The following is a 17,398-nucleotide window of genomic DNA, read 5'->3' as shown; positions in this document are numbered from 1 at the left end:
CAGAGCAAATGACATTTTCTCTTAATAACACTAATAATAAAAAAGTAAACTGAGTGGTAGACCAATGAAGTTAAGTCGGTTCCCTTTAATCGATATAAAAAAACGCTATGTCAGTGTCCGGCTCAAATTGACGGTTATGCTGATTTTAGCGGCGGGTGTATTAGTGGCCACTTTTGGTTTAACCGCAATGGAGCGTTACCAAAGTCAGCAAGCCGAACTCAAAACAAGCTATTTGGATAACTACTCCTTAGAGTTCAATGATCAAATTAATCGATTAAGTGACAGTATTACCTACATATTTGAAGCACAGTCGCTGTTTAGTAACGCAGAAAACCTCAACCAACTTGATGTTTACCTTTCAAAACATCTGCCCGAATTACAATGGCTATTACCGATAACTAATGGCTGCACCGTAAACAACCAAGGTGACTATTCTTGTCACTCTAAAGACTCATTACCGCCAGAAGAACTCCTAAAACAAGTCGCGTCGCGTGCTAGGCCTATGCAACTTTTACAATGCGATATTGCATGCCACCTGTGGATTTCCTTGCCAATTCGTACTCTCAATGCCGAACAGGGAGTATTGGCATTTCAATTAGAACTTGCCGACGCTCTGATCAACGTAACTCAGCGCGATAACATTGAACTCGCAATCATCGATTTAGATCGTTCCATCTACAAAAGCATTTTGCTGGCGACCAATACTCAGCGAAATAGTCAACAGTGGTTTAATAGCGCCATTGAATACCGTAATCACGCCAATATGGAATTTATGGTCGAAGGCAAAACCATTGTAGGTAAGCTTTACCCCATAAAAAACAGTGCTACTTCTGCCTTAAGGTTAGTGGTGCTGAAAGACTGGAGTGAACAAGTTTTATTAACCACCAGTTTCGAAAACCGACTGGCCATGTTACTGCTGCTAACCATGAGCCTAAGCATTATTGTTGGGCTTGTATTGATGCGAAGGCCGCTAAGCAGTTTGCGCTATCACACTGAAAATTTACCCAGCATTCTCAATAACAAAGGTTACCAATCACAAAATACGCTACATATGTTTAATGACGAGTTCGACTCTTTAGATAATATTTCTATAGAGCTAGCCGATCGTTTTAACAAGATGAACTCGAGTATTGCAGCCAATACCAAAGTATTGGAAAAGATGGCGATGGAAGACCCATTAACCGAATTACCTAATCGTACCGCATTCTTAAAACAGTTAGGTGAATCCCTTAAAACAGCCGAAGAACTCAATGAAGAATTGAGCCTCATTTATATCGACTTAGATAACTTTAAAACCATCAACGATACCTTAGGCCATGACTTTGGTGATTTATTATTAGTACAAGTTGCTAAACGCATCATGCAACTCAGTCAATTTTCGTCAAACACTTTCCGTTTGGGAGGGGATGAGTTCACACTGATTATCCATCGCCAAAATAAAGACAGTGTGCTTGGCTTCGCTTATAGCTTGGCGCAAGAAATAGCCCGCGAAATCACCATTTCTGGTGTATCGATGAAAGTCACACTAAGTGTGGGCATAGCCACCGCTAAACAGGCGGAGTATCAACCGCAACTATTAGTTAAATATGCAGATTTAGCGATGTACTCATCCAAGCGAAAAGGCCGAAACTGCTGCACCCATTTCGACATTGAGTTAGCCTATGCAAACGACATGGTATTCACCATTGAAAACCAATTTCAGCAGGCGATGAGTAATGATGAGCTAGAGTTATATCTGCAGCCTCAAGTATCAATGGTTCAACAAAAAATCACCGGATTCGAGTTACTCCTGCGCTGGAATCACCCCACACAAGGCTTGATGAATCCTGGCCAGTTTTTAGATACCGTAGAGGCAGGTCGGCATATTTTGCCGCTAGGATATTGGGTTATCGATAAAACCTTGGCGCTTATGGAGGAATTCAACCAGCTAGGATATGAAGGTTTAACCATCGCATTTAATGTTAGTGGAAGGCAATTTGAAGATGAAAACTTTGCAAAGAAATTAATATCCAAGTACCAGAGTTCAGAGCTTGGCAATAATTGTCTAGAACTTGAAATCACAGAAAGTGTTGCGGTGCAAAACTATCAGCAAGTTAAAAATCAACTTAACCATATTCGCAATGCGGGGATTAAAGTTGCATTTGATGATTTTGGTAAAGGTTTCACCTCTCTCAGTTACCTCAGTAATTTGGCCTGTGACAAAATTAAATTTGACCGTGAGTTTGGCCACAACGCAATCACATCAGTTCCTACTCAGAACATTGTATTAAGCATGCTCAAACTGATGCATACCTTAGAATTTGATATTTTGGTTGAAGGGGTTGAAACTCTCGCCCACGCTAATTGGCTGAAAAAAAATGGGTTTGATAAAGTGCAAGGCTACTTATTTGGCCGACCACTGCCCAAGGCAGATGCACTGGCTTTTTATAACGATTGTAATAGTAAAGGCGCTTTACTGGATAAAGATAGAGAAGTATTACACTTGCACCCACTGTTTCGGCTCCCCAAGGGGTCGAGTCGCTCTAACAGCACCTAGTTAGTATTTATCATACTGCTTATAGCTTCATATGAAGGCTACGGTAAAAATAAAAAAGGCGAGCTAAGCTCGCCTTTTTTAGTGGTGAATAGTCATTACTCTGGCTTAGTGATTGTTAACGCTAACTCTTTCAAAGAAACAGGGTTAGCTGCACTAGGCGCGCTGGTCAAAGGACAGGCAGCGGTTGCCGTTTTAGGAAATGCCATAACGTCGCGAATAGAGCTTGCACCCGTCATTAACATCACAATGCGGTCTAAGCCAAATGCTAAACCTGCATGTGGTGGAGCACCATACTGTAGCGCCTCTAACAAGAAGCCAAATTTCTCTTGCGCTTCTTCATCACTAATACCAAGCACTTTAAAGGCCGCAGCTTGCATATCTTGCTTATGAATACGCACACTACCACCGCCTAGCTCACAACCGTTTAGTACCATATCGTAAGCATTTGATAATACCCCGGCCGGTGACTCAGTGAGTTGCTCAGCGCTAATACCAGCAACAGGAGCGGTAAATGGGTGATGAATCGCGTGGAATTGGCCATCGACTTCTTCGAACATTGGGAAATCAACCACCCATAGAGGCTTCCATTCATCGGCCACCAAGCCCATGTCTTCACCCACTTTTAGACGCAACGCTCCCATTGCTTCACAAACCACATTGGCTTTATCAGCACCAAATAGTATTAAATCACCGTCTTGGGCTTCACAGCGAGCAACAATTCCCGTTGCCACATCTTCGGTTAGAAACTTAAGGATTGGAGACTGCAGGCCTTCTAAGCCGGCATCTAGCTGGTTAACTTTCATCCACGCCAAACCTTTAGCGCCGTAAATACCAACATATTTACCGTAGTCATCGATTTGTTTACGAGAAAGCTTAGCACCACCTGGTACACGTAATACTGCGACTCGGCCTTTTTCATCATTGGCAGGGCCAGAAAACACCTTAAATTCTACGTCTTTGAGCAAATCAGCGACATCAACTAATTGCATTGGGTTACGTAAATCTGGCTTATCAGAACCATATAGACGCATGGCCTCAGCATAAGTCATTTGTGGAAAGACACCTAAATCAACATCTAGCATCGTTTCAAACAACTCACGCATCATTTGCTCGGTAACCGCCATAACTTGGTCAGAGGTCATGAATGATGTTTCGATATCGATCTGGGTAAATTCAGGTTGGCGGTCGGCACGTAAGTCTTCATCACGAAAACACTTAACTATCTGATAGTACCTGTCCATACCTGACATCATCAGCAATTGCTTAAAGATTTGTGGTGATTGAGGCAATGCGAAAAATTGGCCTTTATGGGTACGACTTGGCACCAAGTAATCACGTGCGCCTTCAGGAGTAGCCTTAGTCAAAATTGGGGTTTCAATATCTAGAAAGCCATTCTCTTCCATGAAGCGACGAACGAACCCCGTCACCTTGGCACGAAATACCAAACGTTGATTCATTTCTGGGCGACGCAGGTCCAAATAACGATACTTTAAGCGCTGCTCTTCAGAGTTATCTTGGTTACTATCTAACGGCAGTGGCGCTGAACGGTTCAGAATTTCGAGCTCTAAGCCTAGCAGTTCAACTTCGCCGGTTGTCATGTCAGCATTAATCTGGCTTTCAGGGCGAGCACGTACGCGGCCTTTCAGGCGCACACAGAATTCGTTACGCAAACTATTAGCGGTATTAAATACATCAGCACGGTCGGGATCAAACACCACCTGAACAATGCCTTCACGGTCACGCAAATCAATGAAGATTACTCCACCCAAATCACGACGACGATTAATCCAACCGACTAAATTTATTTCTTGATCAACTAGCTCTTTGGTAACTTGTCCGCAGTAAACAGTGCGCATTTGGCCTTTCCCGTTTTACGTTTTAAAATTCATTGAATAATCTAACTTGGCAAAAACACCAATAATGAGTTTTTGCCAAGAGAAAAGGCGATAGTATAAAGGAAAGCGACCACAAATAAGAATAGTGATACAGCAATAAATCTGCCCTTAAGGGTAAAATTGCCGAAGACAAGTTAGGTTTGGCTAGTTACAATAGCCTTTAGGGTCACATTACCCGCTCAATTCTATCAATTTCCGCACGAGAGCCCCCATGCAAGGCAAAGACAAATTATTTTCTCAACCTATCACCCAGCTAGGTGAATTTCGTTTCGATGATCAAGTCGCAGAAGTATTCCCAGATATGATCCAACGTTCAGTGCCGGGCTATAGCAATATTATTTCTACGATTGGCCATCTTACAGAGCAGTTTCATCAAGCTAATACCACCTTATACGATTTAGGTTGTTCTCTTGGGGCTGCCAGCTTAGCTATGCGCCGAGCCGTTAAGCTTGAGAACGTTGAAATTGTGGCAGTTGATAACTCGCCAGCCATGGTTGAACGTTGCCAAAAGCACTTAGAAGCGTTTAGAGCCTCTACACCTGTAACGGTTATTTGTGATGATATTTGCGATGTAGAGATAACGAACGCGTCTGTGGTTGTACTAAATTTCACCTTACAGTTTATTCCAAAGGACCAACGCCTAAGCTTACTGAGAAAAATTCATGCGGGTATGGTGAAAGGCGGCTTATTGGTAGTCAGCGAGAAATTTCATTTTTCAGCGCTGGCCATTCAAGATTTAATTAGCGAATTGCACTTAGATTTCAAACGGGCCAACGGCTACAGTGAATTGGAAATAAGCCAAAAACGCAGTTCTTTAGATAATGTGTTAGTTCCTGATACCATTGAAGAGCATAAACAACGATTTAAAGAAGCTGGTTTTAGTGATAGCGAGTTATGGTTTCAGTGCTTTAACTTTGGTTCTTTAGTCGCAATTAAGTAATCTTTACCAAGCAAGCGCTAAATACGAGCTACTAAAACAATCTCGTAGCTCGATTTTTTGTCTCAGGGGCATTTACTGGGCTAAAATAGCGACAATTTTATCGGCAAAAGGCTGTAAGCTTTCACTATCAACCATATTGCGAGCATGGCTTCGGGCCTCAGCCAGTGAGCCCGGTATGATATGAAAATGTAAATGAGGGACGGTTTGCCCTGCCGCCGCACCATTAAACTGCACCAAACTAATGCCTTCAGCGCCCATAGCTTGTTTTACCGCTGCCGCGACTTTTTTCACAGTTTTAATCACTGCTGCAGCTGCATCGTCTGATAACTCAAATATCGTTTCTGCATGTTCTTTAGGTAGCACTAAAGTATGGCCATCGGCCTGCGGCATAATGTCCATAAATGCGAGGGTATGTTCATCTTCGTACACCTTTAAACAGCTCATTTCCCCGCGAATAATCTTAGCGAATATATTGTTGTTGTCATAACTCATATCATTGATTCCCTGATAGTTTTAGTTTCAGCATCGGGCTGTTATCGGCATATTATTGCACACCCAGATCTTCTAACAAATGGGCTTGGTCAAAATAGCGCTCTCCAACAAAACTAATGGCATGATCGCCAAAACGGCGCAAGGTTCCAGGTTGCTTAACCCCCATAGGCCAGAAGAACCAGCGCTCTAAACGCTGAGAACCCCAAACATAACCTTGCGGATCATAGATGGCTTGATAGCCCTGCTCGTGTTCTAAACTAAGCAAATTTCCCCAAGGAGCAAGTTGATACTCCCGTTGACTAGCAAGCAGAAGGGTATCATCGACTACAGGCCTAACATTAATAATTTGGTGAGTATCTGCGCTAACACTAATGCGCATTTGTTCTGCCGTATCAACCCGATACATTAAAACGCTCTCTTGCTTGGGATCTTGAATCGCCTCATAGGCTCGTTCCTTAGGCAGCATCAACGTATACCAACAGCCGCAAAGGTGAATACTATCGTAGGCTATCACTTCCAACTGTGGACTCAAATGAACCCTAAAAACCAAGGCGTCATGCCGACCTGCCACCCAATCGACAGAAGAGAGTTTAGGGCGTTGCTTAAACCACAGCACATAATTGAGTTGTATACTGGTGCGCCCTTTAAATCTTCCGTAGCTGATTTTTGAAAAACTTACAGGCTGTGTGGTGTCAACCTCCAGCTGGTGTTGCCGCCAATATGGTGAACCAGGAAGATTGTCTGCCTGCGAGTTCTCAATCAACCATTGCGGCGCGTGCCAGTCGAGTAATTGCGTTTGTTGATGCTGCGCGCTTAATTGGCCAAACTGATTAAACTCAACTGCGGCAGCGTCTAGCTTGCGGCTTCTTTGTGCAGGGATATATAGTGCGACTTCTTGTTCACTAAAACCAGACAGTGGCGAACGGCTGGCTGCTTGCCACTGATGCCTTAGACTGGTTTGTTCTTTTACTACAGCACTAGCAAATATTTTTGAGCTAATAGGATACAAACCAAACACCTTCGCAGTGCTTGAATAATCCTCATCAGGAGGAACACTAGCCAATAAACTTACCATGTGTTCAGGGTTAGTTTTATACTGCTTAGCAAGTTGGCTAACACACTGTTCAATAAACGGCTTAGCGTCCACAACGTGATTGGATTGCAGCCACTCTTTGGCATATTTCGTCTCTAAAACTAGCCATTCTGCTTGTAAACCACTAATCGCTAAAGCACTCATAGAATCAATTAGCGTTGCTTGAACAGCCCCACTCGGGAGTGCCGAGTTTTCTAGGTAATGATAGATAAAACGGTCATAACGCAACCACGCAGTTGCGGCAACACGCTCACCTTTCAAAGTACCAACGTTCTCGACTAATAGCTTATCTAAACGCTTAAGCGCAGGCTCACAAGAGAGTGTTAACTGAGGCGCAGTTGCGCTACAAGCTTGCAAAACTAGCAGGCAAACAAGTGCTACCACCATTTTAGCCTCATGGATAAAGTACACTGCCACTCCTTGACTGATTAACTAAGCAGTTTTGTATTGTACATGTTCAAGTCAACCAATGAGATTAGTTTATAGGGCGCAATATAACGGTAACAAATCCGTCATAAAATCGAAGTTCTTCTCACTCGACTATAATACTATGAGCGCAATATTTGACGTGTTTTTCAGCTTTTTTCGCTTAGGTTTACTGAGCTTCGGTGGGCCTGCTGCACACATTAGCTTTTTCAAGCAAGAGTTTGTTGACAACAAACAATGGTTAAACCAGCAAGAGTACGCCAATTTAGTTGCTCTGAGCCAGTTTTTGCCTGGCCCTGGTTCATCTCAAGTGGGTTTTGCCATTGGCCTGCATCGAGCGGGTAAGTTGGGTGCGGTTGCTGCATTTATTGGCTTCACTTTACCTTCAGCCGTATTAATGCTGACCTTAGCCTTAGCGGCTAATTACAGTCATCACCACCCCTATATCATCGGCCTAATCGCAGGCTTAAAAATTGCCGCGTTGGTGGTGGTAGTAGATGCTATTAGGTTAATGTTCAGCCAATTTTGCACAAATATTTATCTTAGTAGCGCTTGTTTCGTAACGGCTTCAGGGCTACTCCTGTTCCCTCAGTTAAGCACCCAACTCGTCTGCCTAATGCTCGCTGCACTCGCCGGTTTAGCATTACACAAGCGGCTCGTGCTTATAAAACCCAATAAAGAGTTGATGGTGTTAAAAACAGGTTCAATCAACTTCGCTTACCTGGTGATATTTGGTCTGCTGCTAGTTTTGCCATTGCTAAATCCCCCCCCTATTTTGCAGAGTTTTAGTCAATTCTACCAAGCGGGTAGCTGGGTATTTGGTGGAGGGCACGTAGTACTTCCGCTCCTGCAACAAGCGCTATCTGGCGAAATAAACCAAGAGCAATTCCTTACCGCTTATGCTGCAGCACAGGCAGTACCCGGCCCAATGTTTACTATTGCCAGCTATCTAGGTGCAATAATCGGAGACCAAACGCCTTTAAGCTACGCGGCTACCGCCACCTTTGCTATTTTCCTGCCTGGTTTTTTACTGGTACTCGCTTTTGCGGATGCTTGGCAAGTTTTAGCCCAAAAGGCCAAGTTCTCAGCAGCAATGCAAATGGTGAATGCAGCGGTCGTTGGCTTGTTAATTGCAGCCCTTTATCAACCGATTTTTATTAACGCAGTGCACTCTAGCCTAGACATTACATTAGCCCTGATGGGCTTTTTTATATTACGAGTATTAAAGCTTCCGCTGTACATAATGCTTATTAGTTTAGGGGCGGCGGGTATTGCTTTGTTGACTTAAAAAAATAGCCTGCGATTAAGCAGGCTACGTTGTTACTCATCTGAGGTGGTCACCTTAAATTAAATATCAAATCTTGAAAGCACTCACTTCTCTATGCAATTTATCCGCGATAGCATCTAGTTCTGTAGCCCGCTGCGAACTACCCGCTGCTTGCTCAGCCAATTCTAACGAAGCATCTTGAATACCTTGAGTATTCCGCCCCACTTCTTCAGTCACCGCTCTTTGCTGCTCAGCAGCACTGGATATCTGGGTAGCCATATCACTAATATGGGTGATGGAGTTAGTAATGTTATCTAACATTTCAGCTGCTCGAGTTGCTTCTTCTACGCTGATTTTTACTAATTGCTGACTTTCATCCATGGTTTTAACGGTGCTATCAGTATTCCCTTGCAAACGCTCCAGCATCGCTTTAATTTCTTCTGTCGAACTCTGGGTTCGTTGTGACAGATTACGTACTTCGTCGGCAACGACGGCAAAGCCTCGCCCTTGTTCACCGGCTCGAGCCGCTTCAATGGCTGCGTTTAAAGCAAGCAAGTTGGTTTGCTCTGCGATACCTTGAATGGTCGACAATATATCACTAATCTCTCGAGTATTACGCTCTAATTCTTGAACCGTAGCCGCCGCACTGTCTAGTTGGCCAGCTAGACTGTTAACCTGCTGCTGGTTACGACCAATCAACACCTTACCTTGACCACAGGATTCTGCAGACTCTCTTGCAGCCTCGGCGGTTTGCTCTGCATTGTTAGCCACTTCGTTGGCGGTTGCGGCCATTTCATTTACCGCGGTTGCGACTTGAGTTACCTCTGCCTGTTGGCGCTCAATTTGAATGTTAGATTCAGCCGTTGAAGTGCTAGTTAAGGCCGCCGCCTGTTGCAGGTTATCTGCATCTTGAGCTATATCTTTCATTAAATCATGCAGCTGCTCGATAAACTGATCGATCCCCCCAGCTAACGAACCAATTTCATCGTCTCGTTGAAAGTTCAATCGCTTGGTTAAATCACCATCGCCAGAAGATAGCCCTTTAATTGCGTCACCCAATACCTCGACCGGACTAAGCACTGAACTAATGACCTTAAATAACACCAGTGCCACTACTGCAAATAGCACAAGCGCGAATAACACCGAGCTTTTAACCATGGCTGCCACTGGCGCCATCGCTTGGTTCTTATCGTATACAAATAATAGGTACCAATCAGTACCACGAATTGGGGTTGCATTAACTAAACTATCTTTTCCACTTACGACGACATCACTGATTTGCGAATTTCGAGCAAGTTGCGCTATAAAGCTAGCGTTAAAATCAGCCGATAAGTCAGCCACGTTTTTAAGCACCAAATTTTTGTCTGCATGAATAACCACCAAACCGTCTTTATCTACGATCACGGGATACACATTGTCATTCGCGAGGTTAAGTACACGCTGGGTCACAACATCTAAGCCAAGGTCCCCAGCATAAACGCCGCCAGCTACCTTTTGCGCAACAGAAATAACCATCTGCCCTGAAGTTGCGTCGACATAAGGAGCTGAGACAAAAGATCCCTTGGCCTCCGCCCCTTTGTACCATGGGCGTGTACGCGGGTCGTAACCGTCTGGAAGCACTTCATTAGGATCGTCCATGGTCATTTTCCCTTCACTACTACCGAAGTAAAAATAGATAAAATCACCACTTTCTTTCGCCTGAACTAAATGGGAAAGAAATTGCTTTGACTTTGAGTCGGCACTCACCGCCTTGGCAATAGTCAGCTTTGAATCAAACCATAAACTCACTTGATCGGTTGCCGCCAAGGCCAATTGCTTGGCATCTCTGCTAATATCCTGAAGGGTTTCTTCAGACAAGCTGCGAGCTTGAAACCAAGCCTGCACACCACTTAACACCGCTAACAATATCACCACTGTAAAAATCAGCCGCTGTTTAATCGATAGACGTCCCATCATCATTCCTTTTTCAATATCGTTCTTTGGCTAAATTTTTGTTTAGGCCACAAGTTAATCAAAATTATGTGTTAGCATAAAAATAGCTTAATAAAAAATGTCTATATATATGAATAACTTTAGCAGAACTATTCTTGCAGCAAGTGTTTTTTTGTTGTCACCACAGGTGAATGCAACAGTACAAGTCCAACACTTAGATTACAGTTTATTACTGACCGATGACTGTTCAAGTTCGGCTTCTACTATCAGTATTGCTTCTTCGCAAATTTTTGCTCATATGGAACAATTGCAACCGATAACCAAGGCACTGATTGACGAGAGTATTTTAGTCGCTCATTTACCTTCAGTTAACTCAACTCAGCCTTATTTTGATTTCGCACTGCTAAACAAATCAACCAGTAAAAGCACAATTAAACCTAGTGATATGGCGTTCAGCTATCATTGGGAAAAAAAGTATTTTGAGTGGTTTAACGCTTATCAATCTAATCAAAGCCAACTGACACCAGCACCGTTTTTAGCATTAGCGCGTATCAAACAACAAACGTGGGCTAGTGCAGCAGCCTCAATCACCAACCAACAACAACTGCCTGCATTCTTAGAAGAAGACTATATTAAGCAGCGCAGCCCATTAATCGTTTTTATAAATAGTGCAGCCCCTCTAAATGGCTCAGACTTACTCATTCTGCAAGAACATGATCTTCAGGTTCACCAAACAGGACAGCTCATTATTGCGACTCGTGGTGTTGCAGTTTGCGATAGCGGCGTTCAGCAAGGCAATAACCAGCAACACTTAGCTTGGATAAAAACAGATTTGCAAAAATAAAACGATAAAGCGCATAAAATGGGGGAATGGCTTAGTTTACAATCAAGAAATCCCCCTATATCAAGTAAACATTGCTACAATTAGGTTTATATACTCAAGCAATATCAAACTCTTGTAACCGATGATAGACTTTTCTGATTTTTACCAAATAATCGCTAAAAACCGTTTAAAACATTGGCTCTACACGCTACCCGCCCAATTGGGCGATTGGCAGAAAGAGCATGCCCACGGCGATTTTCCTCGTTGGCAGCGAGTGCTGAATAAACTCCCTCAACAAACTACCACTCATATCGAGCTGAAAGATAAAGTCAGTATTGGTCAAGCCGAAGATATGTCGGCCGGAGAAAGAAAGAAAGTTGAAAGTTTGCTGCGCCATTTGCATCCCTGGCGAAAAGGCCCATTCGACATCTATGGCATCTACATTGACACCGAGTGGCGCTCTGATTGGAAGTGGGAACGCCTTCGTCAACATATTTCACCGCTAAAACACCGCTACGTATTAGATGTAGGATGCGGCAGTGGTTATCACATGTGGCGTATGCTCGGCGATGACGCTGAGTTTGTAGTAGGTATCGACCCATCCACCCTATTTCTCATGCAATTTGAAGCCATTCGCAACTTCGCCAATAACGAGCAACGGGTTCATTTGTTGCCATTAGGCATTCAAGAATTACCCAAGTTAAGAGCCTTTGATACGGTATTTTCAATGGGCGTGCTGTACCACCGACGCTCACCCATGGACCATTTAATTCAATTAAAAGACCAGTTACACACTGGCGGCGAGCTGGTCCTAGAAACGCTAGTCGTTGACGGTGACGAAAATCAAGTTCTCGTGCCTGCAGGGCGCTATGGGAAAATGCCCAATGTATGGTTTCTGCCAAGCACCGCTGCGTTAAAACTGTGGCTTGAGAAAGTGGGCTTTGTTGATGTAAGGGTGGTAGATGTTGATGTAACGTCCACCGAAGAACAACGTAGCACCTCTTGGATGACGCATGAGTCTCTTGATGATTATCTTGATCCAGGCGACAAAACGCTCACAGTTGAGGGGTTACCCGCGCCTAAACGTGCTGTTTTTATTGCAATTAACCCAGACTAATCAAGGTTGTTACGCTATGCTAACAAAAACGAATCAACCGCTATTATTACTTTTGCCTAATGGATTTATACTATGAAAAAGCTTTCAGTTATTGCAGTCTCGCTCGCGCTATCAGCTTGCGCCAATCAACCAACGTCCCAGCAAAATGATCAAGCACTAGAGCAACTCTCTCAGCTTTCTGCACAACAAACTAACGTGCTTAGCCAATGTGAAGCGATGTCAGAGCAACTCGCCGCTAATCAACAGCGTTTTGACCAACTGGAAGAGAAAATAGTCGCAATAGTGCCTGCTCCTGTAGCCGTTAATAGTAAGTCTTCAGCACAATCTTGTAACAAACAAAGCGCTTATAAGTTAGGCAACAAAACGGTACTCGGGGAGTCTGAGTGGGTGAGCCTTCAGGGACAAAATCAGGCTTTTCAAGCGCGCATAGATACTGGCGCGGCGACCTCTTCATTAAATGCGACCAACATTGTGAAGTTTGAACGAGATGGTAAAAATTGGGTTCGTTTTAACTTACGTCATAAAACTATAGATAGCGATATTATGGTTGAGCGCCCGGTGATACGTACCGCGGAAGTCACGCAAGCATCAACCAACACCATAGATAAGCGTCCAGTAGTTTCCATGCTAGTTAAACTTGGACCTATTTCGGAAAATGCTCAATTTACTCTAACCGACCGCAGCCACCTAAGTTATCCAGTATTATTAGGGCGTAGTTTCTTAAGAGACATTAGTGTGGTTGATATAAGCCAAAAATTTACTCAAGCAAAGCCGACATTTAAGGATTAATGCCAATGAGCTCCCGCAATATATTCTATTTCATCGTAACCCTGTGCATGCTGATAGGAATAAGCATGACCATGTACCGCCACACTCAATTTGAAGTGCCTTGGTTTCCCGGTGAAAAACGTCAAATTTGGTCGATTGAAGCCAAAGTAGAATTTGATGCTAAAGGCGATAGCGTTGAGACTGTATTAGCACTACCCCAAACCCAACAGGGCTATACCCGTATTCATGAATCAACCGCTTCTTTAGCTTATGGCTTGTCATTTGTTAATGACCAAGATAATCCTAGAGCGATTTGGACCAAGCGAGAAGCGAGCGGCCATCAAGAAATGTACTACAAGGTCGATTTTCTAGTCGACCCAAAAGCCGCTGACATTTACCAACCGCAAATGCCAGATACACCGTTCGTTGAATACCCAGAACCTTACCTAACGGCGGCCAATCACTTATCGAAACAAGCAGAAGGAGTGTCGGCTGATGCCTACAGCTTTACCCGTGAGCTGATTAAAGCATTAACCGGCGAAACAGCAACAAGCAACCAAAATACCGGGCTGATTCTCGATTACAAACCGAAAAATCGACTGGTAGTAGACCTACTAAATAACGCCAACGTACCAGCGAGAATTGTTCGTGGCTTACAACTAGAAGACGGCCGTCGTCGCCAAAGTATCACCGAATATATTCAAGTATTTAAAGATGAAAATGACTGGCAAGTTTTCGACTTAAAAACCGGTACGCAAGGTAGACCAGATAATACCCTGCTATGGGAATACAACGGCAATAGCATGTTAGAAGTGGTTGGCGGCCAAGATTCACAAGTCACCTTCTCTATGCTTCTTGTTGAGCAAAGCGCTCAAGCAGCTGTTGCCCCTAAAATTAGCGAAGCGGATTTCTTAAACTTCTCCATTGACAGCCTACCTCTAGAAGAACAAGCGCTATTTAAAGGCATTTTGCTTATCCCTATCGGGGTGCTTATTGTCGTATTACTTCGTGTGCTTATTGGCCTGAAAACCTCTGGAACCTTTATGCCTGTGCTCATAGCAATGGCATTTATGCAAACTTCGCTGGTGACAGGCTTAGTCGGTTTCATACTCGTCGTCGGCGTAGGCTTGGTTATTCGTGGTTACCTCTCTCATTTAAACTTGTTATTGGTCTCGCGAATATCAGCAGTGATTATTACGGTAATTGGGATTATCTCCATTTTCAGCGTAATGAGTTTTAAAGTGGGCTTAACCGAAGGTTTAAAAATCACTTTCTTCCCGATGATTATTTTATCTTGGACCATTGAGAGGATGTCGATATTGTGGGAAGAGGAAGGCCCTAAAGAAGTAGTATTGCAAGGCGGAGGCAGCCTACTTGTTGCGGTACTGGCATTTATGGCGATGAATAACGATTATGTTCGCCATCTCACCTTCAACTTTATGGGTATCCAATTCATTGTTTTGGGTATTATTTTAGTGTTAGGTAACTACACTGGCTACCGCCTATTAGAATTGCGTCGTTTTAAGCCTTTAGCGGATAAGGAGGACTGATGATAAATCCATTTTCCAGTCCCTTTAAGTTAGCCCGCAAAGGCATCATGGGCATGAATCAACGTAATACCGGCTACATTAGCCGGTATAACCCGCGGAAACTTTATCCGCTAGTGGATAATAAGTTAAAAACAAAAATTATTGCCCAACGTGATAACGTGACCATTCCTGCATTGATAGGAGTGGTACGTACTCAGCATGACATTGAGTCAATCATTCCGTTGTTGCATAAACACTCTGGTTTCGTTATCAAGCCCGCTAAGGGCTCTGGTGGCAAAGGTATTTTAGTTATCACTAAGCAAGAATCTGGGGTGTTTTTTAAGCCCAGTGGTGCTCCTACTCACGAAGAAGATGTAAAACGTCATTGTTCGAATATTTTGGCTGGTTTGTTTTCTTTGGGGGGCAGCCCTGATGTAGCGGTAATTGAAGCACTCATTGAGTTTGACCCTTGTTTTGATGGGTTTAGCTTCGAAGGCGTACCTGACGTGCGAGTGATCGTGTTCCAAGGCTATCCGGTGATGGCGATGATGCGTTTATCCACCGCGGCTTCTGACGGCAAGGCCAACTTGCACCAAGGCGCTGTTGGGGTAGGTATCGATATTGGAACCGGTAAAGCCTTGCACGCGGTTCAGTTTGATAGGCCAATTGATAAACACCCAGACACCGACCGTCCGCTAAAAGAGCTGATAGTGCCACATTGGCAGCGTTTACTTGAACTAGCGTCTAGTTGCTATGAAATGTCTGGCATGGGCTACCTTGGTACTGATATGGTCTTAGACAGCTCAAATGGTCCAATGTTACTAGAGCTAAACGCCCGCCCTGGCCTGGCTATTCAGATAGCAAATGGTGAAGGTATTCTGCCACGCTTAAAGCTTGTTGAAGAACAACAACGGTTGAATATACAACGCACGCCCAACGAACGTGTCGAGTTCAGTAAGCGAGAGTTCTCTCGCTAAGCCTCGTTTTAGACCAGTCAACTCAAATAAAAAAAGCACCATGAGGTGCTTTTTTATTGAGCGATGATAGGCTTTAGCTATCTTCGTTGTGCAACTCTAAACTTGCTACTTCTTCATGAGCTTGAAGCGCTTGTGCATCATTATTTCGTAGTTGATCTAAGTAGTTCAAATAGTCCTGATCAATATCATTGGTCACATACTTACCATTAAATACTGAGGTTTCAAAAGTATGAATTTCAGGGTTACTTTGACGACAAGCTTCAATTAAGTCTTCCAAGTCTTGGAAAATTAGGCCATCCGCACCTATCAGCTCGCAAATTTCGTCGACTTCTCTACCATGAGCAACTAATTCGTTAGCCGAAGGCATATCGATGCCGTAAACATTAGGAAAACGGATTTCAGGTGAAGCAGAGGCAAAATAAACTTTCTTAGCGCCCGCATCCCTCGCCATTTCAATAATTTGTTCTGAGGTTGTGCCGCGAACAATTGAATCATCAACTAACAATACGTTCTTGCCTTTAAACTCAACATCAATGGCGTTTAGCTTACGACGCACTGATTTACGACGCTGGGTTTGCCCCGGCATAATAAAGGTTCGACCGATGTAACGGTTTTTAACGAAACCTTGGCGGTAAGGTAAATCTAGGTGCATAGCAATTTGTAGGGCCGTATCGCAAGACGTTTCAGGAATCGGTATCACCACGTCAATATCGAGATCATCCCACTCGCGCTCAATTTTTTCACCCAGTTTGGTCCCCATGTTTACGCGAGCACCATATACTGAAATTTTATCCATAATTGAATCAGGACGAGCAAAATACACATACTCAAAAATACACGGGTTATGCGCTGGGTTTTCAGCACATTGTTGAGTGAATAATTGCCCATCTTCAGTAATATAAATTGCTTCACCAGGAGCAACACTGCGCACAAACTCAAAGCCAACCGCGTCTAACGCAACACTTTCAGAAGCAACCATGTACTCCATTTTGCTGGCATCGACATCGCACACTTTTTTACCCAATACTAAGGGGCGAATGCCGTTAGGGTCGCGAAACGCTACCATGCCTTGACCAATGATTAAGGCAGCCACTGCATACGCTCCACGCACTTGCTTATGTACCGCACGTATTGCGGTAAACACTTGCTTCTCGCACAGCTCATCTTTAACAATACGGTCTAATTCATGAGCTAACACGTTAAGTAATACTTCAGAGTCAGAAGTCGTGTTGATGTGGCGACGAGCCGTTTTAGCCATTTGCTCGCGTAGTTCTTTAGCATTCGTCAAATTACCATTGTGCGCTAGGGCTAAACCAAAGGGTGAATTAACGTAAAAAGGCTGTGCTTCAGCAGCGCTAGAACTGCCCGCAGTTGGATAACGAACATGACCAATACCTAAGTTGCCACGTAAACGCTGCATGTGTTTCACTTCAAACACATCTCTTACCAATCCATTGGCTTTGCGTTGTTTAAACATGCCTTCAGTAATTGTTACGATACCCGCAGCGTCTTGACCACGATGCTGTAAAACAGTTAGTGCATCATAAATCGCCTGGTTAACGGGACTAGCACCGACAATGCCGACAATACCACACATGAAGCT

At 43.8% G+C, this 17,398-nt stretch carries 13 protein-coding genes; 8 read left to right on the top strand and 5 right to left on the bottom strand.

Annotation, left to right across the window (positions count from 1 at the left end):
• Positions 1–64: 64 nt before the first annotated feature.
• Positions 65–2,536 (top strand): putative bifunctional diguanylate cyclase/phosphodiesterase, encoded by a 2,472-nt coding sequence (locus tag ACVFI8_RS19575; RefSeq protein WP_248711915.1) that lies wholly within the window; start codon positions 65–67, stop codon positions 2,534–2,536.
• Between the two features lie 95 nt (positions 2,537–2,631).
• On the opposite strand, the gene aspS is transcribed toward ACVFI8_RS19575, so the two are convergent.
• Positions 2,632–4,392: an aspartate--tRNA ligase gene (gene aspS, locus ACVFI8_RS19570; RefSeq protein WP_248711916.1), complete on the bottom strand. Its 1,761-nt coding sequence runs from the start codon at positions 4,390–4,392 to the stop codon at positions 2,632–2,634.
• Positions 4,393–4,642: 250 nt separating this feature from the next.
• Here aspS and cmoA point away from each other — a divergent pair, with 250 nt between their 5' ends.
• On the top strand, positions 4,643–5,371 hold the full coding sequence (cmoA, locus tag ACVFI8_RS19565) for a carboxy-S-adenosyl-L-methionine synthase CmoA (protein WP_248711917.1): 729 nt from the start codon (positions 4,643–4,645) through the stop codon (positions 5,369–5,371).
• Positions 5,372–5,443: 72 nt separating this feature from the next.
• Here the strand turns inward: cmoA and ACVFI8_RS19560 are convergent, their stop codons facing one another.
• Both ACVFI8_RS19560 and ACVFI8_RS19555 read right to left on the bottom strand, forming a co-directional pair.
• On the bottom strand, positions 5,444–5,863 hold the full coding sequence (locus ACVFI8_RS19560) for an HIT family protein (protein WP_248711918.1): 420 nt from the start codon (positions 5,861–5,863) through the stop codon (positions 5,444–5,446).
• Between the two features lie 52 nt (positions 5,864–5,915).
• Positions 5,916–7,367, bottom strand: a complete 1,452-nt coding sequence (locus ACVFI8_RS19555) for a hypothetical protein (RefSeq protein ID WP_457872414.1) — start codon at positions 7,365–7,367, stop codon at positions 5,916–5,918.
• 139 nt (positions 7,368–7,506) lie between these two features.
• Between ACVFI8_RS19555 and chrA the strand changes: the two genes are divergently transcribed.
• A complete protein-coding gene (gene chrA, locus ACVFI8_RS19550; protein WP_457872413.1) occupies positions 7,507–8,670 on the top strand; it encodes a chromate efflux transporter in 1,164 nt (387 codons plus the stop codon).
• 66 nt (positions 8,671–8,736) lie between these two features.
• On the opposite strand, the gene ACVFI8_RS19545 is transcribed toward chrA, so the two are convergent.
• Positions 8,737–10,608, bottom strand: a complete 1,872-nt coding sequence (locus ACVFI8_RS19545) for a methyl-accepting chemotaxis protein (RefSeq protein WP_457872411.1) — start codon at positions 10,606–10,608, stop codon at positions 8,737–8,739.
• A gap of 103 nt (positions 10,609–10,711) precedes the next feature.
• Between ACVFI8_RS19545 and ACVFI8_RS19540 the strand changes: the two genes are divergently transcribed.
• From ACVFI8_RS19540 to ACVFI8_RS19520, 5 genes are all read left to right on the top strand, one after another.
• On the top strand, positions 10,712–11,425 hold the full coding sequence (locus ACVFI8_RS19540; RefSeq protein WP_457872409.1) for a hypothetical protein: 714 nt from the start codon (positions 10,712–10,714) through the stop codon (positions 11,423–11,425).
• 121 nt (positions 11,426–11,546) lie between these two features.
• Complete coding sequence (gene cmoB / locus ACVFI8_RS19535) at positions 11,547–12,521, top strand: tRNA 5-methoxyuridine(34)/uridine 5-oxyacetic acid(34) synthase CmoB (protein WP_457872407.1); 975 nt, start codon at positions 11,547–11,549, stop codon at positions 12,519–12,521.
• 72 nt (positions 12,522–12,593) lie between these two features.
• The gene (locus tag ACVFI8_RS19530; protein ID WP_457872406.1) at positions 12,594–13,310 is read left to right on the top strand and encodes an ATP-dependent zinc protease family protein; all 717 of its coding nucleotides are present in this window, start codon (positions 12,594–12,596) and stop codon (positions 13,308–13,310) included.
• A 5-nt stretch (positions 13,311–13,315) separates the two neighbouring features.
• Positions 13,316–14,839: an inactive transglutaminase family protein gene (locus tag ACVFI8_RS19525; RefSeq protein WP_457872405.1), complete on the top strand. Its 1,524-nt coding sequence runs from the start codon at positions 13,316–13,318 to the stop codon at positions 14,837–14,839.
• Positions 14,839–15,795, top strand: coding sequence for an alpha-L-glutamate ligase-like protein (locus ACVFI8_RS19520; protein WP_457872404.1), 957 nt, complete (start codon positions 14,839–14,841; stop codon positions 15,793–15,795). The genes ACVFI8_RS19525 and ACVFI8_RS19520 overlap by 1 nt, the downstream gene beginning before the upstream one ends.
• Before the next feature lie 73 nt (positions 15,796–15,868).
• Here ACVFI8_RS19520 and purF read toward each other — a convergent pair whose 3' ends face one another.
• Positions 15,869–17,392, bottom strand: a complete 1,524-nt coding sequence (gene purF / locus ACVFI8_RS19515; protein ID WP_457872403.1) for an amidophosphoribosyltransferase — start codon at positions 17,390–17,392, stop codon at positions 15,869–15,871.
• Between the last annotated feature and the right edge of the window lie 6 nt (positions 17,393–17,398).

The sequence above is a fragment of the Agarivorans sp. MS3-6 genome (assembly GCF_054112545.1).
Note: the sequence above shows the minus strand (reverse complement) of the source record. Positions and strands in the feature narration are given on the sequence as shown.